The 26,331-nt window shown below is 72.1% G+C and carries 20 protein-coding genes and 2 pseudogenes; 7 read left to right on the top strand and 15 right to left on the bottom strand.

Annotated features, from left to right (window positions below; all coding sequences use genetic code 11):
• From BJP60_RS00960 to BJP60_RS00935, 6 genes and pseudogenes are all read right to left on the bottom strand, one after another.
• Positions 1–4,725, bottom strand: a complete 4,725-nt coding sequence (locus BJP60_RS00960; protein ID WP_238439490.1) for an FtsK/SpoIIIE domain-containing protein — start codon at positions 4,723–4,725, stop codon at positions 1–3.
• 68 nt (positions 4,726–4,793) lie between these two features.
• On the bottom strand, positions 4,794–6,212 hold the full coding sequence (locus BJP60_RS00955; RefSeq protein ID WP_203136966.1) for an RDD family protein: 1,419 nt from the start codon (positions 6,210–6,212) through the stop codon (positions 4,794–4,796).
• A gap of 101 nt (positions 6,213–6,313) precedes the next feature.
• A complete protein-coding gene (locus BJP60_RS00950; protein WP_238439489.1) occupies positions 6,314–6,625 on the bottom strand; it encodes an amino acid transporter in 312 nt (103 codons plus the stop codon).
• On the bottom strand, positions 6,622–7,266 hold the full coding sequence (locus BJP60_RS00945; RefSeq protein WP_203136965.1) for an acyl-CoA synthetase: 645 nt from the start codon (positions 7,264–7,266) through the stop codon (positions 6,622–6,624). Before BJP60_RS00945 ends, BJP60_RS00950 begins: the two co-directional genes overlap by 4 nt.
• Before the next feature lie 70 nt (positions 7,267–7,336).
• Positions 7,337–8,488, bottom strand: coding sequence for a cystathionine gamma-synthase (locus BJP60_RS00940; RefSeq protein WP_203136962.1), 1,152 nt, complete (start codon positions 8,486–8,488; stop codon positions 7,337–7,339).
• Between the two features lie 97 nt (positions 8,489–8,585).
• Positions 8,586–9,552, bottom strand: a pseudogene (locus BJP60_RS00935) (pyridoxal-phosphate dependent enzyme); the annotation flags it as partial.
• 211 nt (positions 9,553–9,763) lie between these two features.
• On the opposite strand from BJP60_RS00935, the gene BJP60_RS00930 reads away from it, so the two are divergent.
• A complete protein-coding gene (locus tag BJP60_RS00930; protein ID WP_203136958.1) occupies positions 9,764–10,690 on the top strand; it encodes an ATP-grasp domain-containing protein in 927 nt (308 codons plus the stop codon).
• 41 nt (positions 10,691–10,731) lie between these two features.
• Here the strand turns inward: BJP60_RS00930 and BJP60_RS00925 are convergent, their stop codons facing one another.
• The 6 genes from BJP60_RS00925 to BJP60_RS00900 all read right to left on the bottom strand — a co-directional run bounded on the left by BJP60_RS00925 (position 10,732) and on the right by BJP60_RS00900 (position 18,489).
• On the bottom strand, positions 10,732–13,038 hold the full coding sequence (locus BJP60_RS00925; protein ID WP_203136954.1) for a glycoside hydrolase family 3 N-terminal domain-containing protein: 2,307 nt from the start codon (positions 13,036–13,038) through the stop codon (positions 10,732–10,734).
• Positions 13,035–14,078, bottom strand: coding sequence for an ABC transporter permease (locus tag BJP60_RS00920; RefSeq protein ID WP_203136952.1), 1,044 nt, complete (start codon positions 14,076–14,078; stop codon positions 13,035–13,037). Before BJP60_RS00920 ends, BJP60_RS00925 begins: the two co-directional genes overlap by 4 nt.
• A 1-nt stretch (position 14,079) precedes the next feature.
• Positions 14,080–15,075, bottom strand: a complete 996-nt coding sequence (locus tag BJP60_RS00915; protein ID WP_238439488.1) for an ABC transporter permease — start codon at positions 15,073–15,075, stop codon at positions 14,080–14,082.
• The gene (locus BJP60_RS00910) at positions 15,072–15,896 is read right to left on the bottom strand and encodes an ABC transporter ATP-binding protein (protein WP_203136951.1); all 825 of its coding nucleotides are present in this window, start codon (positions 15,894–15,896) and stop codon (positions 15,072–15,074) included. Before BJP60_RS00910 ends, BJP60_RS00915 begins: the two co-directional genes overlap by 4 nt.
• Positions 15,893–16,717, bottom strand: a complete 825-nt coding sequence (locus tag BJP60_RS00905) for an ABC transporter ATP-binding protein (RefSeq protein WP_203136950.1) — start codon at positions 16,715–16,717, stop codon at positions 15,893–15,895. The genes BJP60_RS00910 and BJP60_RS00905 overlap by 4 nt, the downstream gene beginning before the upstream one ends.
• 107 nt (positions 16,718–16,824) lie before the next feature.
• Positions 16,825–18,489 carry an ABC transporter substrate-binding protein gene (locus BJP60_RS00900; RefSeq protein ID WP_203136949.1) on the bottom strand — a complete coding sequence of 555 codons (1,665 nt, stop codon included), beginning with the start codon at positions 18,487–18,489 and terminating at the stop codon, positions 16,825–16,827.
• Positions 18,490–18,632: 143 nt separating this feature from the next.
• On the opposite strand from BJP60_RS00900, the gene BJP60_RS00895 reads away from it, so the two are divergent.
• Positions 18,633–19,292, top strand: coding sequence for a TetR family transcriptional regulator (locus BJP60_RS00895; RefSeq protein WP_442923389.1), 660 nt, complete (start codon positions 18,633–18,635; stop codon positions 19,290–19,292).
• A 64-nt stretch (positions 19,293–19,356) separates the two neighbouring features.
• Positions 19,357–19,944: a flavin reductase family protein gene (locus tag BJP60_RS00890; RefSeq protein WP_203136947.1), complete on the top strand. Its 588-nt coding sequence runs from the start codon at positions 19,357–19,359 to the stop codon at positions 19,942–19,944.
• Between the two features lie 48 nt (positions 19,945–19,992).
• On the opposite strand, the gene BJP60_RS00885 is transcribed toward BJP60_RS00890, so the two are convergent.
• Entirely contained in the window at positions 19,993–20,436 is a 444-nt protein-coding gene (locus tag BJP60_RS00885; RefSeq protein ID WP_203136946.1) for a YdeI/OmpD-associated family protein, read from the bottom strand.
• A 58-nt stretch (positions 20,437–20,494) separates the two neighbouring features.
• Here BJP60_RS00885 and BJP60_RS00880 point away from each other — a divergent pair, with 58 nt between their 5' ends.
• The 4 genes and pseudogenes from BJP60_RS00880 to BJP60_RS00865 all read left to right on the top strand — a co-directional run bounded on the left by BJP60_RS00880 (position 20,495) and on the right by BJP60_RS00865 (position 23,910).
• A complete protein-coding gene (locus tag BJP60_RS00880) occupies positions 20,495–21,418 on the top strand; it encodes a DnaJ domain-containing protein (protein WP_203136945.1) in 924 nt (307 codons plus the stop codon).
• Positions 21,419–21,553: 135 nt separating this feature from the next.
• Positions 21,554–22,546, top strand: coding sequence for a dihydroxyacetone kinase subunit DhaK (gene dhaK / locus BJP60_RS00875; protein ID WP_203136944.1), 993 nt, complete (start codon positions 21,554–21,556; stop codon positions 22,544–22,546).
• A gap of 1 nt (position 22,547) precedes the next feature.
• Positions 22,548–23,176, top strand: a pseudogene (gene dhaL, locus BJP60_RS15535) (dihydroxyacetone kinase subunit DhaL).
• A complete protein-coding gene (locus tag BJP60_RS00865; protein ID WP_203136943.1) occupies positions 23,173–23,910 on the top strand; it encodes an HPr family phosphocarrier protein in 738 nt (245 codons plus the stop codon). The pseudogene dhaL and the gene BJP60_RS00865 overlap by 4 nt, the downstream one beginning before the upstream one ends.
• Before the next feature lie 31 nt (positions 23,911–23,941).
• Here the strand turns inward: BJP60_RS00865 and BJP60_RS00860 are convergent, their stop codons facing one another.
• Both BJP60_RS00860 and BJP60_RS00855 read right to left on the bottom strand, forming a co-directional pair.
• Positions 23,942–25,270 carry an aminotransferase family protein gene (locus BJP60_RS00860; protein WP_203136941.1) on the bottom strand — a complete coding sequence of 443 codons (1,329 nt, stop codon included), beginning with the start codon at positions 25,268–25,270 and terminating at the stop codon, positions 23,942–23,944.
• 123 nt (positions 25,271–25,393) lie between these two features.
• Positions 25,394–26,281 carry a LysR family transcriptional regulator gene (locus BJP60_RS00855; protein ID WP_203136939.1) on the bottom strand — a complete coding sequence of 296 codons (888 nt, stop codon included), beginning with the start codon at positions 26,279–26,281 and terminating at the stop codon, positions 25,394–25,396.
• Between the last annotated feature and the right edge of the window lie 50 nt (positions 26,282–26,331).

Raw genomic sequence — 26,331 nt, 5'->3', positions numbered from 1 at the left:
TCACTCCCCGTGTGCGGACGTCGTGACCGGACTCACCACGGTGTCGGCGGACGCAGGCTCGGCGGCCCTCCGCGCGCGCCGGGAGGCGCCCGCCGGCGCGGCATCGCCCGCCGACGCGGCCTCACCCGCCGACGCGGTCTCACCGGCCAGCGCGACGTCACCCGCCGGCGCGGGCGTCGTGCCTGGCTCCGCGACGGGCGCCGCCGCGTGCGCCGCCGGCGCCGGGGTGTCGGGCACGAACGGGAGCTGCATCGTGACGCTCTGCCCCGCCTGTACGAAGATGCCGCGGCCCACGGGGAAGTCCGAGCGCTTCACGCGCCCGAACGGCGTCTTGAAGATCGCGTCGCCGTCGTACGTGTCGGGCTTGAGCACGATCCCCTGGCGGCCCGTCTTCCACTCGCCGAGCACGCCGATGCTGCCCGAGGCGCGGCTGATCTCCGCCTCGCCGACGAGCAGGTGGTCGCTGTTGTTCATCGCCTGCAGCAGCGCGCGCATCGGCCGGTCCGCGGGCCCGTCGGCGAGGTGCGGCATGTCCTCGATGACGATCATGATCCGGCCGTCCGGCGACTCCCGCGTCACGAGCTCCGCCAGCTCGGTCGCGAGCTCCTTCTCCTCCTCCGGACGCGTCGCGCTCGCGAGCCACGGGCGGAACTCCTTGAGCTCGGCCCTGCGGCTGCCGAAGTGGTACAGCCGCACGTCCGGGTCGAAGCGCTCCATGGCGACGACGAGCGCCTTCAGCGCGTTCGTCTTCCCCGACGCCGGCGGGCCCGTCACGACGAACGATCCGAGCGGCTCGAAGCCGCGCGGCGCGAGCGTGTCGTCCGCGACGCCGAACACCGGCATGCCCTCGACCTGTGCCGGCATCTCGTCGGCGGGCACCATGGTCGGCAGCGCGCCGATCTCGGGCAGGTCGCGCACGCCCTGCGCCCGGAGCCGGTTCCCGAGCTCGCCCAGCAGCTTGGTCTGCTCGACGACGTTCGCGGTGCCGCCCAGCACGGCGATCTGCGCCTCGTGCCCGTCGACGACCGCGCGCCCCGGCGCGGACTGCTCGTCGAGGATGTCGCGCGGCACGCCCAGCAGCATGTACTGGCTCGTCTCGCCCATGCGCAGCACCACGCGGCGCGAGATGTTCGCCGCGACGGCGCTCGGCACCGCGTTGCCGCGGTCGGCCGTGATGACGGTGTGGACGCCCAGGGGGCGGCCCTCGCCCAGGATGCGCATGAAGGTCCGGTAGAAGGGCCCGCGGCCCGGCGCCACCTCCCAGTCCTTCTTGAACTCGGGGTAGTTGTCGATCAGCAGCACGATGCGCGGCATGGTCGGATCGACGAGCTCGCGGTACTCCTGCACGGTCGCGGCGCTGGCCGCCGAGAACGCCGCGGCGCGGCGATCCAGCTCGCCGTCGAGCGTGCGGAACAGGCGCTGGATGCGCTCGACATCCGCGCCGTCCACGACCGAGCCGACATGCGGCAGCGCGGCGAGCGCGCCCAGCGCACCCGAGGCGAAGTCGAGGCAGTACACCTGCACGCGTCCGAGGTCGGGGCGCATGCCCGCCGCCGTGCCGATGGTCTTCAGCACCGTGGACTTGCCCGAGCCGGACGTGCCGTAGATGACCATGGAGCCGTCGCGATCGGGCACGAACGCGGCCGGCTCCTGCAGCTGCCTCTCCGGGACGTCGACGAGCGCGAACGGGATGCGCGTGTCGCCCTCGCTGGCCAGGTCCCGCAGGTCAACGAGCGGTGCGAGGTCGTCGAGCCAGGGCCGGCGCGGACGCGGCAGCCCCGCCACGTCGCTCGCGCGGATCAGGGTCGACACGATGCGCTTCTGGTCGTTCGGGCCGAGGTCCTCCTCGTGCGCCTCCGACTCGGCCGGGCGATCCGGCTCCCAGTCGCCGCGCGCCCCGAAGCGCAGCTCGGTCACGCGCACGTCGGCCACGGGCGTCTCGTCCATCGCGGTCCAGCCGCCCGCGTAGGCCGACTGGAACGGCACGAGGCGGCCGGGACCGGTCTTGGCGATCGCGCGGCCGGGCAGCGACGCGGGGAACGACGCCGCGATCTCGTCGTCGACCACGTCGCGCGAGTCGGACTCGTCCGCCATCCGCAGGGCGATGCGCAGGTTCGTGTTGGCGCGCAGGTTGTCCTTGATGACGCCCGCGGGACGCTGCGTCGCCATGATCAGGTGGATGCCGAGCGAGCGGCCGCGCTGCGCGATGTCCACGACGCCGTCGACGAACTCGGGCATCTCGGACGCGAGCGCCGCGAACTCGTCGATCACCAGGACGAGCGCGGGCGGGCACTCGGGGTCCTGGCGCTTCTCGAGCTCGAGCAGATCCTTCGCCTTCTTGCGGTTGAGCAGGTGCTCGCGATGCTGCAGCTCGGCGCGCAGGCTCGTGAGCGCGCGGCGCACGAGGTGCGGGCTGAGGTCGGTCACGAGGCCCACGCAGTGCGGCAGCTCGACGCAGTCGGCGAAGGCGGAGCCGCCCTTGTAGTCGACGAACAGGAACGTGACCCGGTCGGGGCTGTGGGCGGCGGCCATGCCGAGCACCCACGCCTGCAGGAACTCCGACTTCCCCGCGCCCGTCGTGCCGCCCACGAGCGCGTGAGGCCCCTGCGTGCGCAGGTCGAGCGCCATGGCGTCGCTCGCGCCCTGACCGATGATGGCGCGCAGCGTGCCGGCCTTCTTGAGCCGCGGGCGGGGCGCGGCCGACCTGTCCATGATCGTGTTGTTCTGCCGCCAGCGCTCGATCACGACGTGCGGATCCTGCGCGATCGCCGGGTCCACGAGCTGCAGGAACATCACGGAGCTCGGGATGTCCGACGCGTCGTGCACGACGGTGCTCGCGTCGACCACGGGGGCGAGCCGGCGGGCGAGCATCTGCATGTAGGCGTTCGAGACGCCCTCCACGCGGACGTGCTCGAACAGCTCGCCGTTGCGCACGAGGCCGACCTGCGCGTCCTCCAGGCCCGGCGTGACGTCGATGTAGCTGCGGCACACGGCGGGCAGCGACTCGACCGTCGGCGACACGAACACGGCGTGCACGCCCCGGTCGGCGCCGCGCTCGAGCACGTCCGTGAGGCGGCCGCGGTCGACGGGAGCGTCGCTCGTGACGAACACGACCACCGACAGCGGCGGCGTGGCCTTGTGGTCGTTCGCCGCGCGGGCGACGTCCGTGCCGTACAGCAGCGGGTTCCAGTCCTCCTTGAACGGTCCGCGCGGCTCGCCCCCGCCGCCGGCCCGCAGGACGTACTCCTCGAGCGCGCTCAGCAGCGCCGCCGCGGTCGGGGCGGAGTCGGCGAGCGCCACATCCCGGAACGGGCTCTTCTCGCTCGACGTGTGGGGCATCCACTTCAGCCAGTCGAGCTCGCCCGTCCACATCGAGTCGGCGAACGCGACGGCGACGACGTCGTTCGGCGCGTGCAGCCCGAACAGCTGCACCGCGATGCCGCGCATCGCGTCGGCCACGGGCGCGGGCGGGCCGGCGATGCCGACGGAGCCCGCGTCCGCGAGCGTGTCGAAGACCGGCACGTCGTCGACGAACGCGTACCGCTCGCGCAGCCGGTCGACGCGATCGATGAACTCGGGAAGGCCGTCCGGCACGTCGGAATCGTCGACCGAGTTGCGCGCGGGCAGCCGGCAGCTGCCGAGCCGCAGGCCCAGGAAGTTCCAGTGCTCGGGCCGGCGCGTCCAGAGCATGGGGCCGAGCCGCATGGCGTGCTCGAAGACCTCGGCGACGGGCGGGGCCTCGGCGTTGCGCGCGCGCTCCTCCTCGGGCTTGCCGTGGAAGAAGTCCTCCTCGAGCTTCTCGAACTGCCGCTCGAACAGCAGGAACTCGTGGTTCTGCTGGTTCCGCCCCTGCGACTTCTGATTGATGATGTTGCCGAACATCATCAGCGGCGTCATGAAGATCATCAGCAGCGCGCGCGGGTTGTTGTTCATCAGGTACAGCGCCACGCCCAGCAGGATCGGCGCGATGAGGATCGGCCACGGGAACAGCCGCGCGAGCTTCTCGGTGGGCAGGCGCGGCGGCTTGAACGCCGTGCCCGGATAGCGCACCTCGACGCGCGGGCTGCGGTTGAACAGCAGTCCCCCGCCGCGCTCGATGACGGGGTCCTCGCTCGCGCTGCCGTCGAACGAGCGCACGAGATAGGCGACGAGGGTGGTGCCGCCGATCACGAACGGCTTGCCCTCCTCGATGCGGACGCGCTGCGCCGCGACGCCGTCGACCAGCACGCCGTTCGCGGAGTTCAGGTCGATGACCTCGATGTGCGTGCCGATCTCGATCCGGGCGTGGCGCTTGGACACCATCGGATCGGCGAGGACGACGTCGTTGGCGGCGTCGCGCCCGAGGAAGACGTGTCCGGCCGAGATGCGGAACTCCTGCCCCGCCAGCGCTCCGTCGACCGCGCGCAGCACGGCGATCGCGTCGCGCTGGCCGTCGTCGAACACCGCGGCCGGGACGGGGCCGAGATTGACGATCGACGCGGCGAAGCCGGAGCCGATCGGGGCCTCTCCGATCGGCACGTCGGGCTGCAGCGGCACGAGCCGCTCGCCGGTCGGCGGCGCGACGGCCAGCGTGACGACGTCGTCCTCCGTCACCTGCACCGAGCGCGCGGGGTCCGACTCCGCCACGTACCGGGCGACGTCGCCCGTCGTCGCGGTCGAATCGGTCGTGATGACGATGTCGACCGGGTCGATCCCCTGGCGATGCAGCGTCAGCTTCAGCCTCATGCGTCTCCCCCGTTCCCTGACGTCACGTCAGAGACAATCGTCCTGGATCCGGATGCCATCGTCATCGCTCACAGCCGGGTGACGACCGCGGTGCGGTCGCCGAAGCGGATGGTGTCGGAGTCTGCCGCCGTGAGCGGCACGCCCGCCGTCATCGGATGCTCGACGCCGCCCCGGATCAGCGCCGACCCGTTCGTCGAGCCCAGGTCGACGACCTCGAGGCCGCCCTCCGCGGGACGCACGAGCAGGTGCGTCTTCGACAGCGACCTGCTGTCGTCCTCGAGGGCGACGGGGTGCGCGCCGCCCGGGATCTCGCTCGCATCCGGCCGGCGACCGAGCACGACGGGCGCGGAGACCAGCAGGTCCTCGCCCGTGTCGAGGCGCAGCATGAAGCGCGCGGCGGGCGGGATCGGCTCTGCCGCGCGGGCGTCCGACCCCGTCAGCACCACCTGCGGCGGCACGGCCGGCGCGGCGGGAGGCGTCACCGCTGCGGGCGGCGCGGCGACGGACTCTGCGGCGAACGGCGTGGTGGGTGGCGCAGCGGCGGGTCGCGGCGCGGACTGGCCGCGTTCGGCCTCGGCCGAGGGCGCATCCGGGGTCGGATCCGTGTCTCCTCGCAGGCGGTACCCGCCGAGCACGGGCCTGCCGCTCTCGCCCGCGACGACGACGGGCGCGGGGGCGATCTCGGCCAGGCCGACCACGGGACGCTCGCGCGGGTCGTGAGGCCGGGCGACGCCGATCACGCCCGCGCTGACGCGTCCGCCGGGCCGGTACGCGGGCTGGGCGGACGGGTCCACCGGCGTCGCGAGCGAGGGCAGCGGCGCCCGCTCGGGCGCCGGCTCGGCCTTGACCACCTTGCGCGCCACGCGCATCCGCTTCTCGTCGTACGGGTTCAGGCCCTTGCGCACGTCGACGAGCCACACCCTGGTCGCCTTGTCGTGCCAGCCGCGACCGCGCCCGTCGGGGTCGAGCACGGGCGAGAGGAAGAAGATCGCGAGTCCCAGCGGCAGGATCGCCGCGCCCACCAGGATCAGGAACCGCAGGAGCACGGGACCGGCGCCGGGCCGCTCGAGCGTGCGCACGTTCACGGTGCGGATGCCCGCCACGGCCTTGCCGATCGTGAGCCCCTTGCGTCCGTGCAGCACCAGCTGCACGATGCCGAGGGCGAGCGTGAGGGCCGCCGTCGCGCTGGCCATGACGACGGCGAGCACGAAGTCGGGGTGGTTCAGGAACCCGTACGCCGAGATCGAGCCGGTCGCGAGCTTCAGCAGCAGCGGGACCGCCCCCAGCAGGAGGGGCAGCTGCAGCACGAGCCAGCTCGCGAGGTCGCACACGGCTGCCAGCGCGCGGCGTCCGAAAGGGGCGCGCACCAGACCGAGGGCCGCGGCGTACGCGGGATCGGGACGCCCGGAGGCGTCGACCCCCTCGATCGTCCGCTTCTCCTCGTCGATCTCCCAGATCACGCCGTCGGATCCCTCCCCTGAGCCCATGCCGTCAGCGACTGCGTCAACACTACTCAGCGGGGAGGGCGCACCCGTCGCTCAGGCACCCGAAGGGGAAGAGCTGCCCGGTTGCGCGGACCCGGGTGCGCTCAGCGCTCCGGCTCGTCGTCGTCCGCCGCGTCGCGCTTCGGCAGCAGCACCGGACGGTCGACGGTCTTCGACTGCCCCGCCGGATCGACCACGAGCAGCAGCATCGACAGGCCGAGGAGAACCACGATGAACGCGATGCCCGCGGCGATCGCGGCGACCGACCACGCGCGCACGACGGCATCGCCGGGCAGCGCCTGGAACGCGCCCATCGTGACGGCCGTGACGAACCCGGAGAAGAGGGCGGCCGTGAACGCGATGCCCAGCAGCTGGGCAGGACGCATCAGGTCGCGGCGGGTGGGCTTGTCGGTCACGGGTGTTCCTCCTGCGCGGTCACGACGCGCGCGGTGTCGGGGTCGGCCGAGGCCGCGGGCTGGGGCGACAGCCCCGCGATGCCGAGGTACACGGCCGCGATCGCCGCGTAGCCGCCGAGCAGCCCGACCGCGATCGTCGTGCCGGTCAGCGCGAACTCGCGGCCGGCCTCCTCGATGAAGTAGCGCAGCTCGTACGCCGGCGACACGAACAGCAGCGCCAGCCCGAGCAGCATCGTCAGCGCGCCCACCACGATCGCATCGCGCGCGTCGCTTCGTCCCAGACGCGCGCGCTGCCGGATGCCGCTCAGCAGCTCGACGAGGCCCGCGACGAGCGCCCACGCGATCACCAGGACGAGGAACAGCGTCGCGGAGCGCAGCGCGACCACGCTCGCGGCCATTCCCGCGACCAGATGGACGGCGGCGAGCAGGATCGGGGATCCGCGGTGTCCCGCGGGCGCGACGAGCCACGCCGCGAGGGCGAACACGAGCGCCGTGGCGATCCCGAAGCCGCCGAAGACCGCGAGCCCCACCTCGGCCGAATGGTCGGGCGAGAAGGTGATCATGAGCGCCGCGACGGCCAGGAACAGCGCGCGCAGCAGCTGGATGTGACGGGCGGTCACTCGCGAGGGGGCGCTGGGCATGACGGATCCAGGATGAGGCTCAACAGGGACGGATCCAGTCTAGTTGCGCGAATCTGAGCGACCGCCCGGGTCAGAGCCCCTTCAGCGCCTGCTCGAGGTCGGCGAGCAGATCCTCGATGTGCTCGATGCCCACGGACAGGCGCACGACCTCGGCCGGCACGGCCAGCTCGGTGCCGCGCACGGACGCGTGCGTCATCTCATCGGGGTAGTTCACGAGCGACTCGACGCCGCCCAGCGACTCCGCGAGCATGAACAGCCTGGTCGACTCCGCGAAGCGGCGGGCCGCCGCCGCGTCGGCCAGTGCGAGCGAGACGATGCCGCCGAAGCCCGCCATCTGCGATGCGGCGATCTCGTGTCCGGGGTGCGACGGCAGGCCCGGGTAGTAGACCCGCGCGACGCGGTCGTGGCCCTCGAGGAACTCGGCGACGGCCTGGCCGTTGGACGAGTGCCGCTCCATGCGCACCGCGAGCGTCTTGATGCCGCGAGTCGTGAGCCACGCGTCGAGCGGCCCCGACACCGCCCCGGCGGCGAACTGCAGGAACTGCGGCTGCTCGGCCAGGGCCGCATCGGCGAACACGAGCGCGCCGCCCACGACGTCCGAGTGCCCGCCGAGGTACTTCGTCGTCGAGTGCACGACCACGTCGGCGCCGAGTGCGATCGGCCGCTGCAGCGCCGGCGACGCGAAGGTGTTGTCGACGACCACGAGCGCGCCGGCCGCGTGCGCCTTGTCGGCGAGCGAGCGGATGTCGGTCACGCGCAGCAGCGGGTTGCTGGGCGTCTCGACCCACACGATCTTCGGGGTCCGCTCGGCGAGCGCGGCGTCGACCGCGGCGGGGTCGCTGAGGTCCGTCACCCGCAGCTGCACGCCCCACGGGCCGAGCACGCGCGCGAGCAGGCGGTACGTGCCGCCGTACACGTCGTTGCCCATGAGCACCTCGTCGCCGGGGCGCAGCAGGGCGCGCAGCAGCGCGTCCTCCGCCGCGAGCCCCGACGCGAACGACAGCGCGCGGGCGCCGCCCTCGATCGCGGCCAGCTGCGTCTCGAGCGCCGTGCGCGTGGGGTTGCCCGCGCGCGCGTACTCGTAGCCGGCGCGCAGACCGCCGATGCCGTCCTGCGCGTAGGTCGTCGAGAAGTGGACGGGCGGGATCACGGCCCCCGTCGTCTCGTCCGGCTCCTGTCCCGCGTGGACGGCGTTCGTGTCGAATCGGTGCTCGGTGCTCATGCGATGCTCCCCTCGGTGGCGTCGTCAGCTGTCTCGGTCGCGGCGGATGCGCCCGCGAGCTCGGCGTGCAGCGCGGGCGAGACGAGCGGCTCGGGGTTCGCGACCTCGAAGCCCTGCGCGCGCATCCAGTCGTCGTCGAACACCTTGCCGAGGTACCCGCGGCCGTGGTCGGGCAGCAGCACGACCACGACGGCGTCGGCGGGCAGGTCGCGCGCCGCGCGCAGCGCGGCGACGACCGCCATGCCGCTGGATCCGCCCACGAGCAGGCCCTCCTCGCGCGCGAGCCGGCGCGTCATGGCGAACGACTCGGCGTCGGAGATCCGGTGGATCTCGTCGACGACGGTCGGGTCGTAGGCGCCGGGCCAGAAGTCCTCGCCCACGCCCTCGACGAGGTACCCGTGCACGCCGGCGGCGTCGTCGGCCGAGTAGATGGATCCGACCGGATCGGCGCCGACGATGCGCACGCGTCCCTCCGACGCCTGCTTCAGGAAGCGTCCCGTTCCCGTGATGGTGCCGCCCGTTCCGACGCCCGCGACGAAGTGCGTCACGCGGCGATCGGTGTCCTGCCAGATCTCCGGGCCCGTCGAGCCGAAGTGGCTGCGCGGCGCGTTCGGGTTCGAGTACTGGTCGGGCTTGTAGGCGCCGGGGATCTCGCGCACGAGCCGGTCGGACACGCTGTAGTACGAGCGCGCGTCGTCGGGCTCGACGTTCGTCGGCGTCACGACTACCTCGGCGCCGTACGCGCGCAGCACGTTGCGCTTGTCCTCAGACACCTTGTCGGGCACCACGAACACCATGCGGTAGCCGCGCTGCTGGGCGACGAGGGCGAGCCCCACGCCGGTGTTGCCGCTCGTCGGCTCGACGATCACGCCGCCCGGGGCGAGCTTCCCCTCGCGCTCCGCGGCCTCGATGATGTTGGCGGCGATCCGGTCCTTCGACGATCCGCCCGGATTGAAGTACTCGACCTTCGCGAGCACGGTGGCGGCGATGCCCTCCGTGACGCGGTTCAGACGGACGAGCGGGGTGTGGCCGACGAGGTCGGCGACGGAATGTGCGTAACGCAAGAGAGGTGTCCTCAGGGATGGTTCACGGCGGCATGCGCGTCGCCATGGAAGCTGTCGGTGGTCGTTCTGGGGCGCGCTCCCGAGTGGAGCGGGCGGGCCTCAGCGACAACAGCGACAGGTGTGCACGCGACCACGCTAACGCGCGCCCGCCGGATCCGCCAATCCCTGCGCGGATCGGACCGACCCCGCGCGGGCCGGACACAATGAGGGGGTGAAGGTGTTTGCGATCCACGAGAACCCCGAGTGGTGGCCGCCTTTCGCGGCCGCGTTCGAGCGCGAGGGCGTGCCGGCGGAGCAGTGGCTGCTGACCGACGGCTCGATCGATCTGTCGTCGGAGCCTCCGGAGGGCGTGTTCTGGTCGCGACTGTCGGCATCCGCGCACACGCGCGACCATGCCGCCTCGAAGGAGTACGGCCGCGCCGTGCTCCGCTGGCTCGAGTCGTGGGGCCGCACCGTGATCGGCGGCAGCGGCACGCTCGAGTTCGAGATGAGCAAGGTCGCCCAGCACGCCGCGCTGCGGGCGGCCGGGATCGACGTGCCGCGCACCGCCGCGGTCTTCGGCACGACCGACCTGAAGCAGCGGGCCCGTGCCTTCGAGGCGCCGTTCATCAGCAAGCACAACCAGGGCGGCAAGGGCCTGGGCGTGCGGCGCTGGGACACGCACGACGAGTTCGACGCGTGGGTCGACGGCCCCGGCTTCGAGCCGTCGCCGGACGGCATCACGCTGATCCAGGAGTTCCTCGCGACCCGCGAGCCGTTCATCACGCGCGCCGAGTACGTGGGCGGGGAGTTCGTGTACGCCGTGCGCGTCGACACCAGCGCGGGCAGCTTCGAGCTGTGCCCGGCCGATGCGTGCGCGGTCGACGGCGCGGCGTTCCCGCCGTTCGCGCTGCGCGCCGAGATCACGGCGGAGCATCCGCTCGTCGCGCAGCACCGCGCGTTCCTCGAGAGGTCCGGCATCCGGATCGCGGGACTGGAGTTCGCCGAGACCCAGGACGGCCGGCTCGTCACGTACGACCTCAACACGAACACGAACTACAACCCGGATGTCGAGACGGTCGCGCCGCGCTCGGGACCGGGCCAGATCGCCCGCTTCCTCGGCGCGCTGCTGGCCACCGAGGCGCCCGCGCGCGTATGACCGTCCGGCGGCGGCGAGTGACCCGCCGCCGGACGGCCATCTCAGCCCGTGATCTCGAACGGCACGGGCAGCAGCGCCTCCTCGCGCGAGGACGGGCCGATCCGCAGCTCGAACCGACCGGGCTCGACCACGCGGCGAGCGCGCGCGTCGACGATCGTGCACGCCGCGGCCGGCAGCGCGAGCTCGACCACGCGCTCCTCCCCCGGGCCGAGCTCGACCTGCGTGAAGTGCTTGAGCTCCTTGTCGGCCCAGCTGACCGACGTCACGAGGTCGCTCACGTACACCTGCACGGTCTCCCTCGCCGGGCGCGCCCCGGTGTTCCGCAGCGTCACGCGGGCCCGGATGACCTCATCCTGCGTGACGGACGGCGTGAGGATCCGGGCGTCCGCGTATTCGACGGTGGTGTACGACAGACCCTCGCCGAACGCCCATGCGGGGCTCTGCGTGAGGTCGGCGTACCTGTCGCCGTGCTGGCCGCGGATCTGGTTGTAGTACGTGGGCTGCTGCCCCACGTGCCGCGCGAACGACAGCGGCAGGCGGCCGCTCGGCTCGATCAGCCCGAGCAGCAGCTCGGCGATCGCTCGCCCGCCCTGCATGCCGGGGTTCGCGACCCACAGGATGGCGGACGCGCCCAGCGCGGAGGGCGGCAGCACGAGCGGTTTGGACGCGAGCAGCACCACCACGAGCGGCGTGCCCGTGGCGGCGAGCGCGTCCAGCAGTGCGATCTGCGCACCGACGAGCTCGAGAGTCGCGGTCGAGCGCGCCTCGCCGACCAGCTCGATCCGGTCGCCCACGACGGCGACGACGTAGTCGGCCGCCTCGGCCTGCGCGACGGCCTCGGCGATCAGAGCCTTGTCCGGCGCCGCCGGCTCGACCACGAAGGGACGCGGCTGCCCGTCGGGGAAGTGCGTGCCCGCCGGATCCGGCACGAGCGAGAGGATGCCGGCGCCCTCCGCGAACGACACCTCCCAGTCCACCGGCGCATGCGCCCGCAGCCCGTCGAGCACGGTCGTGATCATGTCGCGCGGCTGTCCGTCCGGCAGCCAGCCCGCCTGCCCGGAGTTGCCCGCCCAGTCTCCGAGCTGCGTCTGCGCGTCATCCGCCAGCGGCCCGACCACGGCGATCCGGCGCGCCCGTGGCGCCCCGACCGCGCGCCCGTCCGCACCGGCCGTGAGCCCGCCCTCCAGCGGCAGCACGCCGTCGTTGCGCAGCAGCACGAGCGAGCGGCGGGCGATCTCGAGGTTCAGCGCCTCGTGATCGGCGTGGCCGAGCACGTCCGCCATGCGGACGAGATCCGGATGCCGCGGCTGCTCGAACAGGCCGAGCTCGAACTTCAGGGTGAGGATGCGCGCGACCGCCGCGTCCAGGTCGGCTTCCGCGAGCATGCCGCCCTCGATGGCTTCGAGGGCCCCCTCGAAGAACGTCGGCGTGGTCATGATCATGTCGTTGCCGGCCTTGACGGCCGCGGCCGCGGCGTGCGTGATGTCAGGCTGCACCTTCTGCTCCCACACCATGCGGCCGACGTTGTCCCAGTCGGTGATGAGCGTTCCGGTATAGCCCCACTCGCCGCGCAGCACGTCGCTCAGGAGCCACTCGTTGATCGTGATCGGGATGCCGTCGGTGGTCTGGTAGCCGAGCATGAACGTGCGGCATCCCTCCCGCGCCACTCGCTCGAACGGCGGCAGGAACCACGAGCGCATCTTGCGTCGGGAGATGTCGGCCTCGCTGGCGTCCCGTCCGCCCTGCGTCTCCGAGTAGCCCGCGAAGTGCTTCGCGGACGCCAGGATCGCGGTGGGATCGGTCAGCCCGTAGCCCTGATAGCCGCGCACCATCGCCGAGGCGAGCTCGCCGATCAGGTGCGGATCCTCGCCGAACGTCTCGTTCACGCGCCCCCAGCGCAGGTCGCGCGTGATGCAGAGAACGGGCGAGAACGTCCAGTGCACTCCGGTCGCGGCGACCTCCACGGCGGTCGCGCGCGCGGCGCGCTCCACCAGATCGGCGTCCCAGGTCGCGGCCATGCCGAGCTGCGTCGGGAAGATCGTGGCGCCCTCGCAGAACGAGTGCCCGTGGATGCAGTCCTCCGCCACGACGAGCGGGATCCGCAGACGGGTCCGCGCCGTGAGCGCGTGCGCGCGGGCGAGCCGCTCGGGCGACGTGTGCAGGATGGACCCCGCCTGCCGGCGCAGGATGTGGTCGTCCAGGTCGTCGCGGGCGTCGAGTTGCAGCATCTGCCCGACCTTCTCCTCGACCGTCATGCGGCCGAGCAGGTCGGCGACCCGGTCGGCGACCGGCAGCGACGCGTCGAGGTACGCGGCCTGCAGGGTGGTCGAGCCGGTGTCGATCGTCATGAGGCGGATTCCTTGCTCGCGGGGCGCACCGCGGTGACGGCGGACGTCGCGCTGAGGCCGCGCTTCTTCATGGCGCGGGCGCGCTCGCCCGCCGACCGCAGACGGGGGTTGACGTATTCGTCGATGCCGAAGTTCACGAGCGACAGGGCGACGCCCAGGATCGCGATGCACAGGCCGGCGGGGACGTACCACCACCAGTACGCGGGGAACGCGCCGTTCTGCTGGGCCCAGAACAGGATCGTGCCCCAGTTGAGGTTCGTGATCGGGATCACGCCGATGAACGCGAGCGTCGTGAGCCCCAGCACGGCGGCCGTGACGGTGCCGACGAAGCTGGACGCGATGATCGCGAGCAGGTTCGGCAGCATCTCGACGAAGATGAGCCGCGGCAGCGACTCGCCGTTCGCCCGGGCGGCCTGGATGAAGTCGCGGTTGCGCAGCGACATGGTCTGCGCGCGCAGGACGCGCGCGCCCCACGCCCAGCCGGTCACGGCGAGTGTGAGCGCGATGATCCACAAGGGCGGGTCCTCGAACGACGACGCCACGATGATGATGAGTGGCAGGCCGGGGATCACCAGGAACACGTTCGTGAGCGCCGAGAGCGACTCGCTGCGCCAGCCGCGCGTGTAGCCCGCGATGACGCCGACGATCACGGCGATGACCGTGCCCATCAGGCCGGCGAGGAACCCGACGATGAGCACGCCGCGCGTGCCGAACACGATCTGGCTGAAGACGTCCTCGCCCATGTGGGTCGTGCCCAGCAGGTGCGTGGGCGACGGCCCCTGGCGCAGCGCCTGGTAGTCCTTCTCCATCGGGCCGAACGGCGCGATGACGTCGCCGAAGATGGCGATCAGCACGAACACGCCGATGATGGTCAGGCCCGCGAGCGACTTCGGGTTGCGGAACATCGCGAACGACGCGGCGATCTGCCCCGCCACCGTCTTGCGACGCGGCGCCCTGCCTCCCGGCGCGCTGCGGATGGTCGCGGTCTCGGGCACGCCGATCCCGCTGGCGGGGATCTCGGCTGCAGCGGTGTTGGTCATCTCAGCCCTCCGACTGACGGGTGCGGGGATCAAGGACGGCGTGCGCGATGTCCGCCAGGATGTTCGCGCACAGCACCGCGAGCGTGATGATCAGGAACAGGCCCTGCATCAGCGGATAGTCCTTCGCGGCGGTCGCGTCGAGCAGCATCTTGCCGACGCCGGGATAGGAGAAGACGAGCTCCATCACGATCGTGCCGCTGACGATGAAGCCGATCGACAGCGCGAAGCTCGACAGCTGCGGCAGCACCGCGTTGCGCGCCGCGTACCGCCACAGCACCCGCCGGTTCGGCATGCCCTTGGCCTGCGCGACCGTGATGTAGTCCTCGTCGAGCACCGTGAGCATCATGTTGCGCATGCCGAGGATCCATCCGCCGAGCGAGGCGATCAGGATCGTGAGGAGCGGCAGCGCGCCGTGCGCGATCACCTGGCCCACGAAGCCGATCGTGAACTCGGGAGCGGCTCCCTTGTCGTACGCGTGCGAGGCGGGGAACCATCCGAGCGTCGATGAGAACACCGCGATCGCGATCAGGCCGAGCCAGAAGTACGGCACGGTCGAGAAGAACGTCGTGATGGGCACGATCACGTCGGCGCGGCTGCCGCGCTTCCACCCCACGACCGCGCCGAGCACGGTGCCGATAAGGAACGACAGCACGGTCGCCAGGCCGACGAGCCCGACCGTCCACGGCAGGGCGACCGCGATGACCTCGCCGACCGGGGCGAGGCCGTTGGAGAACGAGCGGCCCAGATCGCCCCGCAGCAGCAGGCCCCAGTAGTCGAGGTACTGCTCCCACAGCGACGTGTCCCTGTCGAGGCCGAAGAGCGTCCGGATGGCGTGCTCCGCCTCGGGCGTGATCTGGCCGCGGTACTTGTTCATGTACGCGCTGACCGGGTCGCCCTTCATCATGCGCGGCACGAGGAAGTTGATCGTGATGGCGGCCCACAGGGTGAACAGATAGAACGCGGCGCGGTTCAGGATGAACCGGATCGGGATCCTCACGCGATGCCTCCGTCCGGGTACGCGGCGGAGAGGCCCGGTGCCGAGGCGAAGTGCTTCTCCGGATCGGGCGAGGCCGCGCGCAGCTCGCGCGTGTACTCGTGCTGGGGGTTCAGGATGACGTCGTCGGCGGGGCCCGCCTCGACCACGCGGCCGTGGTGCAGCACCATGATCTCGTCCGAGAAGTGCCGGGCTGTGGCGAGGTCGTGCGTGATGTAGAGCACGCCGAGGCCCTCGTCGCGCTGCAACTCGGCGAGCAGGTTCAGCACGCCGACGCGGATCGACACGTCGAGCATCGAGACGGGTTCGTCCGCCACGAGCAGGCTCGGCCGCGACGCGAGCGCACGGGCGATCGCCACGCGCTGGCGCTGACCGCCCGACAGCTCGTGCGGGCGCCGGTCGATCACGGCGTCCGGCTCGAGGCGCACGCGCTCGAGCAGGCGCCGAACCTCGGCCTCCGTGTCGTCCTTGGGCACGATCTCGTCGAGCCGCAGCGGCCGCTCCAGGTGGTACCGGATGGAGTGGTACGGGTTCAGGGACGCGAACGGATCCTGGAACACCATGCGCAGCCGCTGCCGGTAGGCGCGCAGGCCGCGGCCGCGGCGCGGGATGGGCCTGCCGTCGAGCAGCACCTCGCCGCTCGTGGGCGTCTCGAGCTGGGTGAGGATCTTGGCGATCGTGGACTTGCCGGATCCGGACTGCCCGACGAGCGCGATGGTCTGGCGCTCACGCAGCGTGAAGCTGACGTCGTCGAGCGCGAGGATCGGATCCGCGCCGCGCACGCGGTACCGCTTGGTGACGTTGCGGAACTCGAGCGAGGTCATCGTGTCAACACCCCTCGCGCTCCGGTGAGCCGCGGGAACGAGCTCAGCAGGCGTCGGGTGTAGTCGTGCTGCGGGTGCTCCCAGATGTCGCGGGAGGCGGCGAGCTCGACGATCTCGCCCTCGCGCATGATCGCGATGCGGTCGCTGATCTCGAGCAGCAGCGGCAGGTCGTGCGTGATGAAGATCACCGAGAAGCCGAACTCGTGGCGCAGCTCGGAGATCTGGCGCAGGATCTCGCGCTGCACGAGCACGTCGAGCGCGGTCGTCGGCTCGTCCATCACCATGAGCTGCGGCCGCAGGGCGAGGGCCATCGCGATCATGACGCGCTGGCGCATGCCGCCCGAGAGCTCGTGCGGGTACGAGCGATAGCGCTCACGGCCCACCGCGACGATCTCGAGCAGCTCCTCGCACTCGCGCCGCCGGGCCGCCTTCGTCATGCCGGGGCGGTGCACGACGAACACGTCGTCGAGCTGGGCACCGATCGTCGCCACCGGGTTGAGCGCGTTCATCGCGCCCTGGAACACCATCGAGACCTTGTCCCAGCGGAACCGCTGCATGGCGTCGGGCCCGAGGCCATTGATGTCGATGTCGCCCTCCGCGACGTCGTGGAACACGACGCTGCCGCCCGTGATCACGGCCGGCGCGCGCAGCAGCCGCTGCACGCCGTAGGCGAGGGTCGTCTTGCCGCAGCCGCTCTCGCCGGCCAGGCCGAGGATCTCGCCGCGCTGCAGCTGGAGGGACACGTTCTTCACCGCCTCGACGGGAGGGGTGACGTCGTACACGACCGAGAAGTCGCGCACGGTGAGCAGGGGGTCTGGCATCGGGATCGCTTTCATCACGGCGCGCACGCGCGCGGAGGTGCCCCGCGGCACCGGTGGCTGGGGTGAGGGAGGTGGGGGCCCGGCGGCTGCCGGGCCCCCACCGGGTGTCACTTCGCGGGCTCGAGGTTCATCAGCACCTGGACCGCCGCGACCTGCAGCGGGTCTCCGGGTGCGTACGGGTCCTCGTCGCTCGGCCAGCCGACGTAGTTGCGCGTGTTGAACTCCGCCAGGATCGGGTGCGTGCCGACCGGGATGACCGGGACGTCCTCGACGAACGCCTTCTGGACCTGCTCGATCGCGGCGGTGCGCTCCTCGTCGCTCGACGCGTTGGCGTACGTGTTCAGCAGCTGCGTGACCTCGGGGTTGTCGTAGCGGCCGAAGTTGTAGTCGACGAGCTCGCCCGCCTCGAGCCAGCGGCCGTCCATCGTGTCGGAGTACAGGTCGTACGGCGTCGTGCCCGAGTCGGTCCAGTGCATGATCGCGTCGAACGTGCCGGCGCGCTTGTTCTGCGTCCACGTGTCGACGTCCGGGGTGTCGACCTTGGCGTCGGCGCCGAGGGTCTTCTTGACCTGGTCGGCGATCAGGCTGATGCCCGTGACGTAGTCGTTCCAGCCCTGCGGCACCTGCAGCGTGAACTCGACCGGCTCGCCGTCGGGATCCACGAGCGCGTCGCCCTCCCACGTGTAGCCGGCGTCCTCGAGCACGGCCTTGGCGCCCTCGACGTCGATCTCGAACTCCTCGCCCTTGTACTCGGGCGCGATGTACTGCTCGCCGACCGGGGTGGGAAGACCCGTCACGCTGGTGAGCTGCGGCCCCGCGTTCTCCCGCGCGATCGTGGTGTGCGCCTCCCGGTCGATGACCATGTTGACGGCCTTGCGGAAGGCGACGTCGTCGAACGGCTTCTCCTGCGTGTTCAGGAACAGCACGTCGGGCGCCATGACGTTGGCGGGCCAGAAGACGTTGTGCTCGTCCTTCGACAGGTACTGGTTCTCGATGTCCGAGATGAAGGCCTGTGCCCAGTCGGCCTCGCCGCTCGCCAGCGCCGTGGTGAGCGCCGTGTTGTCGTTGTAGGACACGTAGTACAGCGTGGGGACGGCCGGCTCGCCGCCCCAGTAGTCGTCGCGGGCGGTCATCGTGACCGACTGGGAGCTGAAGCTGTCGAGCACGTAGGGGCCCGTGCCCACGGGGTTCTCGTTCGTGAAGGTCGTCGGGTCCTCGACCTCGGCCCAGATGTGCTCGGGCACCATCTGGATGTTCAGCACCTGGGCCTGCTTGACGAACTTCGATTCGCCGAACGTGAGGACGACGTCATCGCCGTCCTTCTGGATGTCGGTGAGCTGGATGTTGCCGGTGTCGAACGCCGGCGTGTTCCGGATGAGGTCGAACGTGAAGACGATGTCGTCGGCCGTGAACTCCTCGCCGTCGTTCCACGTCACCCCGGTGCGCGGAGTGATGCGCAGCTGCGTGTAGTCGTCGTTCCACTCGACCTTCTCGGCGAGCCACGGGGTGGTCTCGTTGCTGCCGGTCGGGTTGACGATCGCGAGCGGCTCGAAGACCACGTTCTTGTAGCCGAGCTTGTTGGCGGACGAGTCTCCGACCCACGGGTTGTTCGACTCGGTCGTGATGGCGCCGTCGGGCTTGGCGATCGTGAGCGCCGCGCCGCCCTCGGGCGCGGCGACCGACTCCTGGGTTCCCGAGCCGCCCGCGGCGCAGCCGCTGAGGGCGATCGCGGCGGCGAGGCCGACCGCGAAGACGAGTGACTTCTTCTTCATCGCTTCTCCTTCGAAGAGACGTTTCCTGTGATTGCAGGGGCTCGCCCCGGGTCGTTCCGGGAGCCGCTGCACTGAACTTACTCAGCAGTAAGTAACTTGTAAAGGGAGCATGATGTACCCATCCAGCGAGAAGGATCGTGACCATGGCGAAGCGGCAGGCGAAGTCCCGGCCCGAGACGGCGCGCAAGCGCGCCGAGATCCTGCACGCCGCGATGGAGACCTTCGGCGCCAAGGGCTTCGCGAACGGCACGCTCGCCGAGATCGCCGACCACGTCGACATGACGCACGCCGGCGTGCTCCACCACTTCGGCTCCAAGACCCAGCTGCTGCTGGAGGTGCTGACCTACCGCGACGAGACGGATGTCGCCGACCTCGTCGAGCAGCACATCCCCGGTGGGATGGAGCTGTTCCGGCACCTCGTGCGCACGGCGTTCGTCAACGCGCGGCGCGCCGGCATCGTGCAGGCGTTCGCGGTGCTCTCCGGGGAGGCGGTGACGGACGACCACCCCGCCCGCGCGTACTTCGAGGAGCGCTACCGGAATCTGCGCGCCGAGGTCGCCCGCGCGTTCGAGGCGGTGTGCGCCGAACGCGGGATCACCGCCCCCGGCACCGTCGCCGACGCATCGGCGAGCATCCTCGCGGTCATGGACGGGCTGCAGGTGCAGTGGCTGCTGGATCCCGACGCGGTCGACCTCGCGCGCGCCAGCGAGTTCGCGATCGAGGCGATCGTGGCCGCGGTGCTCGACCCGCGGGAGCCCGTGGTGGCGACGCCCCGGCCGATGGGCGGCACGGCGCCGGCCTGAGCCAATGTTGCGCTGTGAGTCGGCACGCAGGACTCACCCGGGTGCGTCTCGTTACCGTCGAAGCATGACCGAGACCAGCGCACAGCGAGCATCGGACGACCACGGCGACGCGGGCGGCCGCCACGCGGGCGACCTGCTGACCGTTCCCGGCGCGCTCGACGCCGACGGGTTCAAATCGCTCTTTCGCGGCCACCCCGGCGGCGTCGCGGTCGTGACGGCCGAGGGTCCCGACGGACCCGTGGCGCTCACCGCGACCTCCGTCGCGTCGGTCAGCGTCGATCCGCCGATCCTGATCTTCTCGGTGTCGTCGCTGTCGTCCGCGACCCCGTCGATCCTGGCGTCCGACTCGATCGTCGTGCACCTGCTCGACTCGGCCGACCTGTCGCTCGCGAAGCTCGCCTCGACCAGCGGGGTCGACCGCTTCGCCGACCGATCGGCCTGGACCCGCCTGCCCACGGGCGAGCCGCTGTACCACGGTGTGCGGGCGTGGACGCGCTGCGCGATCGTCAGCCGCCTCGAGGCGGGCGGCTCGACCGTCATCGCCGCGCACGCCCTGCAGGGTGCCGCGAACCGCGGACCGGAGGGCGAGCCGCCCCTGGTGTACCACAACCGCACCTGGCACGCCCTCGGCGACCACTCGCGCATCGACTGACGCGTCGACATCGCGATCCACCCGGATCGCGCGGGTCGACGCGCCGCATCAGCCGCGCAGCGACTCCAGGACCTTCGCGATGCGGCGCTCGCGCGTCGCGTCCTGCTTGGCCTCCGCGACGGAGCGCGCCGCCTCCTTGCGCCTGCTGTAGGCGAGCGCGTCGAACGCCTCACGCAGCCCGGGCTCGGCGTCGAGCGCGGCGGCGAGCTCGTCCGGCACCTCCACCGCGCGCTCCGCGGCATCCAGCTCGATGCGCGCCTCGACCTCGTCGCCCGCCTCGATGCCGAGCTCCGCTCGGGCCGCCTTGCTGAAGCCGATCAGGATGTCGCCGCCCATCCGGCCGACGCGCAGGCGCGCGCGCCGCTCGCCGATCGTGACGACCACGGGCGGGGACTTCGCACGCCCGAGCTGCGCGATCTGGTCCTCCGTGAGCAGGATCGCGGCGGCCGGGCCGTAGGACCGGATCGTGGTCGACAGCGTGAGCGCACCCATGCGCGTCATGCTAGGGCCCGCGTGCCTTAGCCTGAAGGGCGCGGTCGAAGGGAGTGCGATGTCCGGTCCGCTCTCGGCCTCGGCCTACGAGGTGCTCGGTGTGCCGCGCGATGCGAGCGAGGACGAGCTGCGCCGCGCGTACCGCCTGCGGCTGCGGCAGACGCATCCCGACACGGGCGGCGATGCGGCCGAGTTCGTGCGCGTGCAGCACGCGTGGGAGCTGATCGGCACGCCCGCCGCGCGCGCCGCGTACGACAGCGGCGCCGGCACGTCGCTCGCGCCCGAGCCGAGCTGGGAGGCCGGCGCGGCGCCCGCGCGCGGCCCGCGCGCCGACACGCGTCCGCGCGCCCGCTCGTACGGTCATCCGGGCGGCTGGCGCCGGGAGCGCTACCTCGAGCTGATCCGCGAGTGGGCGGGCCGGGGGCAGGATGTGCCCGACCCGTACGCGCCCGAGCTCGTGCGGTCGGCACCGCGCGAGCTGCGCCACCTGCTGGCGGACGCGCTCGCCGAGGAGGCGACCGCACGGGCGATCGCGGAGCTCGGGATCGGATTCACGGTGTGGCACGACGTCGCGGCCGGACGGCAGCCCGGGCACAAGCTCGACCACGTCGTGCTCAGTCCGTCGGGGCTGTACGGCGTGATGTCGGAGGACTTCGGCGGCGAGGTGCGCTTCCGCCGCGGCGAGATCATCGGCGCCGAGGTGGGGGCCGAGGCGCCCGTGGCGGGCCTGCTCGGGCGGATGCGCGCCGTGGCCCGCGCGGCCCGCGTCAGGTTCGGAGGCGCGATCGTCGTGCTCCCGGACGACGATCTGGCGCAGCCGATCAACGCGCTCGGCACCGTGCGCGGGGTGCCCGTCGTGGTGGTGCGCCGCTCCGTGCTCGCCCACCTGCTGCGCACGGGGGTCCCCGGCTCGCGCGACATCGGCGGCAACGAGCTGTTCGACATCCGCACGCGCCTGCAGCAGACGATCCGCTTCGTCTGAGACCGGGCGAGACCCGGCGCGACGCGGTCGGACCGGATCGGCCCTTGCCACGCCGGGGCCGCGGGGACGAGCATGCGAGGGAGACCCTCGCCGGAGCGTCCGGCGCGCTCGATCCGAGTCGAAGGAGACCCGCGCATGAAGAAGCTCATCAACTCCCCGGACACGGTGCTGGCCGACGCACTGCGCGGCGTCGCCGCCGCGCATCCGGAGCTCACGGTCGATCTCGAGAACCGCGTGGTGGCCGCGCCGCGCTCCGAGACGCCGCGCGTGGCGCTCGTCTCGGGCGGCGGCTCGGGGCACGAGCCGCTGCACAGCGGGTTCGTGGGCGAGGGGATGCTCGCGGCGGCGTGCGCGGGCGAGATCTTCACGTCGCCCACGCCGGATCAGATGCTCGCCGCCGCGCAGCAGGTGGAGGCGGGCGCGGGCGTGCTGTTCGTCGTGAAGAACTACACGGGCGACGTCCTGAACTTCGAGATGGCGGCGGATCTCGCGCGCGAGGAGGGGATCGAGGTCGAGTCGGTCGTCGTGGCCGACGACGTCTCCGTCGAGGACTCCACCTGGACCGCGGGACGCCGGGGCGTGGGCACGACCGTGATCGTGGAGAAGATCGCGGGCGCCGCCGCGGCGGAGGGCCGCACGCTCGCGGAGGTGAAGGCCGTCGCGGACCGGGTGAGCGCCGCGGGGCGGTCGATGGGCGTCGCGCTGACGAGCTGCACCGTGCCGGCGGTGGGGAAGCCGAGCTTCGACCTGCCGGAGGACGAGATGGAGGTCGGCGTCGGCATCCACGGCGAGCCGGGGCGCCACCGCGAGCCCCTCGCGTCGGCGCACGACATCGCCGCCACGATCGTGGACGCGATCCTGTCCGACCTCGACTTCACGGGCGCACCCGTGATCGCGCTGCTGTCGGGCCTCGGGGCCACGCCGCTGATCGAGCTGTACGGGCTGTACGGCGAGATCGCCGCGCTGCTCGACGAGCGCGGCGTCACGGTCGCCCGCTCGCTCGTGGGCGACTACATCACGAGCCTCGACATGGCCGGCGCCTCGCTCACGCTCCTGCGCGCGGACGACGAGCTGCTGGGTCTGTGGGACGCCCCGGTCGAGACCGCCGCCCTGCGGTGGGGGCGCTGACATGGCGACGTTCACGGTGGAGACGGCGCGATCCTGGCTGCGCGGGTTCGGAGAAGCGGTCGCCGCGCAGGCCGACCACCTCACGCAGCTGGACTCGGCGATCGGCGACGCGGATCACGGCACGAACCTGAAGCGCGGAATGGCGGCGGTGCTGCCGAAGCTCGAGGACGCCGAGACGCTGCGCGCGCTGCTGAAGTCGGTCGGCATGACGTTCATCTCGAAGGTGGGCGGGGCGAGCGGCTCGCTGTACGGCTCGTTCTTCCTCGAGGTGGCCAAGGCGCTGCCGGATGCGGCAGAGGCCGACGGCGAGGACGTCGAGGCGGCGCTGCGGGCGGGGGTCACGAGCATCGTCGCCCGGGGCAAGGCCGAGCCCGGCGACAAGACGATGCTCGACGCCCTGCAGCCGGCGCTGGATGCCCTGGGGGCGGGCTCGCCGACGGCGGCACGCTGCACGATGCCGCGCGTGCCGCGGCCGATGCCGCCGCGGCGGGGCGGGATGCCACCGAGCCGCTCGTCGCCCGCAAGGGCCGGGCGTCGTACCTCGGCGAGCGCAGCGCGGGGCACATCGATCCGGGCGCGGCGTCGACGGCCATCCTGTTCGCATCGCTCGCCGAGGCGCTCGCGGCATGATCGGGCTCGTGATCGTCTCGCACAGCGAGGACCTCGCGCGAGCGACCGTCGAGCTGGCGATGCAGATGGCGCAGGGCGCGCAGCCGCCCGTCCGGATCGCCGCGGGCGCGGAGGGCGGTTTCGGCACCGACGCGGCAGCGATCGCCGCGGCAATCGACGAGCTGGCCGACACGACGGGCGTGCTCGTGATGACCGACCTCGGCTCGGCGGCGATCAGCACCGAGCTCGCGCTCGACCTGCGCGAGAGCGCACAGCCGGTGCGGATCAGCGACGGCCCGCTCGTGGAGGGCACGACGGCCGCACTCGTGCGCGCCGCGACCGGCGGAACACTCGACGAGGTGGCCGCCGAAGCGGCGGACGCGCTTGCGGCCAAGCGGCGCGAGGACGAGACCGAGTCCGCGCGATCGGAGCCGGCGCCCGCGTCCGACTCCGCGAGCGCGGATGCGCGCCTGGTCAATCCGCTGGGCGTGCACTCCCGGCCCGCCGCCGTGCTGGCGCGCGCCGCCGGGGGCTACGACGCGGACGTCCGGATCCGCAACCTCACGACGGACCGCGGACCGGTCAACGCCGCGAGCCTCGTCGGCCTGCTGTCTCTCGCGGCGGCGAGGGACCACGTGCTGCGCATCGAGGCGACGGGCCCCGATGCGCCCACCGCGGTCGAGGAGCTGCGCCGCCGGATCGAGGAGGGCCTGGGCGAGCCGCAGGAGTGGTCGGAGGACGATCAGGCGGGATGACGGACGCGCCGCGCGGGCGGCCGGCTCCGGATCAGTGCGCGGTCGCGTCCTCGACCGCGCGCTCGATCGCGGTGACGAAGCCGCGCAGCTCGTCGTCCGAGATGATGAACGGCGGACTGATCTGCAGCGTGTTGCCGCGCAGCGGACGCGAGATGTAGCCGAGCTCGATCAGGTCGTCCGCGATCGCGACCGCGTCCAGCCGATCCGCCAGCGAGACGCCGCCGAGCAGACCCGCGACGCGCACGTCCACCACGGCCTCCTGACGCTCGGCGAGCCCCGCGAGCTCGGTGCGCAGCACAGCCTCGAGCTCGTTCACACGCGGCACGAGTCGCTCGCGCTCCAGGATGTCGAGGTGCGCCAGTGCGACCGCCGCCGCGGTGGCGTGGCCGGCGTAGGTGGCGCCATGGCGGAACACGGGCGTCTCGGCCGAGTCCACGTAGAACGGCTCCCACACGCGCGGGCCGACGAGCACGCCGCCGAGCGGGGCGTAGCCCGACGTGACGCCCTTGGCGAAGGTGATCATGTCGGGGTCGACGCCGTAGCGCTGCGCCGCGAACATCGTGCCGGTGCGGCCGAATCCCGTGATGACCTCGTCGAGGATGAGCAGGATGTCGTGCGCGCGGCAGAGCCGCTGGATCTCCTCGAGGTAGCCCGGCGCCGGCGGGTTCACGCCGCCCGTCCCCTGCACGGGCTCGGTCACGATCGCGGCGATGTTCTCGGCGCCGATGCGCTCGATCGTCTCGGCGACCGCGGCCGCGTCGTGCAGCGGCACGCGGGCCGTCTCGGGCACCAGGGAGTCGGTGCCGTAGCCCTCGCGGTTGAACTCGAGCCCCGCGATGCTCGTGCCGTACGCGTGCAGGCCGTGATACGCGAACTCGCGGCTCAGGATGACCGTCTTGCTCGCGCGGCCTTCGCGCTGCCAGTGCCGGCGCGCGAGCTTGCAGGCCACGTCGATCGCGTCGGATCCGCCGGAGTTGAGGATCACCTTGGACCGATCGATCGGCGACAGCGCCGCCAGCCGCTCGCCCAGCGCGAGCGCCTTGTCATTCGTGAAGCGCGCGAACGTGTGATAGGTCTCGAGCCGCCGCATCTGGTCGTAGGCGGCCTGCGCGAGCTCGGGGTGCGCGTGACCGATGTTCGCGTGCCAGAGCCCGGCGGTGCCGTCGAACAGGCGGCGCCCGTCGGAGGTGAAGACGTAGGAGCCCTCGCCGCGCTCGATCACGAGCTGGCGGCCCAGCACCGTGGGGGTGTGAGCCTGGGCCGGCCAGAGCGCGGGCCCGTCGAGGAGGGCGGGCGCCTCCGACAGGGGCGCCTCCGACACGGTCACCTCGGACGCAGTGACCTGATCGATGCGGGTCATAGGCGCTCCTTCGCGGGTCGACGGACGGGCGATGCCCGTGGCGACAACGCTACGGAGAGCCATGCGTAAAGAGAAGCGACGGTTGCTGACCTATACCCGTCAGCAGCGCTTACCGCTTACCCCTCAACTCGAGGCGAGGAGATCCGTCACGGCGTCGCGGATCGCCACGAGGGCCGGCCGATCCTGCGCCCCCTCGCGCACGAGGAACAGGATCGACCGGTGCTGGTCCCGCGGCAGGGCGGAGCTCGGGATCACCTCGCTCCCCGCCTCGCGGATGACCATGTCCGACAGGAACGCGGCGGCCAGGCCGTGCTCGACCATGCGGAGGTGGAACAGCACGTCCGAGGAGTGGTGAGCGACCTTCGGCTCGAAGCCGCGTTCGCGGCACACGCGAAGCGCCCACTGCGTCGCGGCCGACGTGCGCGGCTCCATGACCCACGGCACGTCGCGCACCGCGGCTGCGTCGGCGGGGTCGAATCCGGCGGGCAGGTAGCCGCGCACCGGATCGCGCCCGAGCACGCTCGAGTGGATCCCCGCGCCCGCCGCCCCCTCGGTTCCGGGGTAGGCGTCGGTGATCACGGCGTCGACGTCGCGCGAGATCAGGCGGACGGCCGCGACCTCGGGGTCGTGCAGATGCAGCCGCACCTCCAGCCCGGGATGCGACGCGGCGAGCGCGGCGAGCGCGGCCGGCATGATCGAGCGCGCGATCGTGGCGAACACGGCGACGTCGACCGTGCCCTGCGCACGCCGATGAGCCGTCGCGAGATCCGCTTCGGCGCGCTCCACGGCGGCGAGGATCGCCTCGGTGTTGCGCACCAGCCCCTCCCCTGCGGGAGTCAGCTTCACGCCGCGCCCCACCTTCTCGAGCAGCGTGATGCCGGCCTCCTTCTCCAGCAGCGCCAGCTGCTGAGAGATCGCGGAGTGGCTGTACGAGAGCTCGCGCGCGGCGGCCGTCATGCTGCCGCGCAGCTTGACTTCCCGCAGCAGAGTGAGGCGGTGCAGGTCGAGCACACCGGAAGCCTACGCGCGCCGGAAGACCCCTTGACGGGGGCGTGCGACGC

Source organism: Microbacterium sp. JZ31, assembly GCF_016805985.1.
Taxonomy (GTDB): Bacteria; Actinomycetota; Actinomycetes; order Actinomycetales; family Microbacteriaceae; genus Microbacterium.
The sequence above is the reverse complement of the archived record's forward strand: the minus strand, read 5'-3'. Positions and strand labels throughout refer to the sequence as shown.

Excerpts from the sequence above, each read along its gene's own strand:
- BJP60_RS00960 (WP_238439490.1), bottom strand. The coding sequence starts at position 4,725 with ATGAGGCTGAAGCTGACGCTGCATCGCCAGGGGATCGACCCGGTCGAC.
- BJP60_RS00955 (WP_203136966.1), bottom strand. The coding sequence starts at position 6,212 with ATGGGCTCAGGGGAGGGATCCGACGGCGTGATCTGGGAGATCGACGAG.
- BJP60_RS00945 (WP_203136965.1), bottom strand. The coding sequence starts at position 7,266 with ATGCCCAGCGCCCCCTCGCGAGTGACCGCCCGTCACATCCAGCTGCTG.
- BJP60_RS00940 (WP_203136962.1), bottom strand. The coding sequence starts at position 8,488 with ATGAGCACCGAGCACCGATTCGACACGAACGCCGTCCACGCGGGACAG.
- BJP60_RS00925 (WP_203136954.1), bottom strand. The coding sequence starts at position 13,038 with ATGACGATCGACACCGGCTCGACCACCCTGCAGGCCGCGTACCTCGAC.
- BJP60_RS00920 (WP_203136952.1), bottom strand. The coding sequence starts at position 14,078 with ATGACCAACACCGCTGCAGCCGAGATCCCCGCCAGCGGGATCGGCGTG.
- BJP60_RS00910 (WP_203136951.1), bottom strand. The coding sequence starts at position 15,896 with ATGACCTCGCTCGAGTTCCGCAACGTCACCAAGCGGTACCGCGTGCGC.
- BJP60_RS00905 (WP_203136950.1), bottom strand. The coding sequence starts at position 16,717 with ATGCCAGACCCCCTGCTCACCGTGCGCGACTTCTCGGTCGTGTACGAC.
- BJP60_RS00900 (WP_203136949.1), bottom strand. The coding sequence starts at position 18,489 with ATGAAGAAGAAGTCACTCGTCTTCGCGGTCGGCCTCGCCGCCGCGATC.
- BJP60_RS00895 (WP_442923389.1), top strand. The coding sequence starts at position 18,633 with ATGGCGAAGCGGCAGGCGAAGTCCCGGCCCGAGACGGCGCGCAAGCGC.
- BJP60_RS00890 (WP_203136947.1), top strand. The coding sequence starts at position 19,357 with ATGACCGAGACCAGCGCACAGCGAGCATCGGACGACCACGGCGACGCG.
- BJP60_RS00885 (WP_203136946.1), bottom strand. The coding sequence starts at position 20,436 with ATGGGTGCGCTCACGCTGTCGACCACGATCCGGTCCTACGGCCCGGCC.
- BJP60_RS00880 (WP_203136945.1), top strand. The coding sequence starts at position 20,495 with ATGTCCGGTCCGCTCTCGGCCTCGGCCTACGAGGTGCTCGGTGTGCCG.
- dhaK (WP_203136944.1), top strand. The coding sequence starts at position 21,554 with ATGAAGAAGCTCATCAACTCCCCGGACACGGTGCTGGCCGACGCACTG.
- BJP60_RS00865 (WP_203136943.1), top strand. The coding sequence starts at position 23,173 with ATGATCGGGCTCGTGATCGTCTCGCACAGCGAGGACCTCGCGCGAGCG.
- BJP60_RS00860 (WP_203136941.1), bottom strand. The coding sequence starts at position 25,270 with ATGACCCGCATCGATCAGGTCACTGCGTCCGAGGTGACCGTGTCGGAG.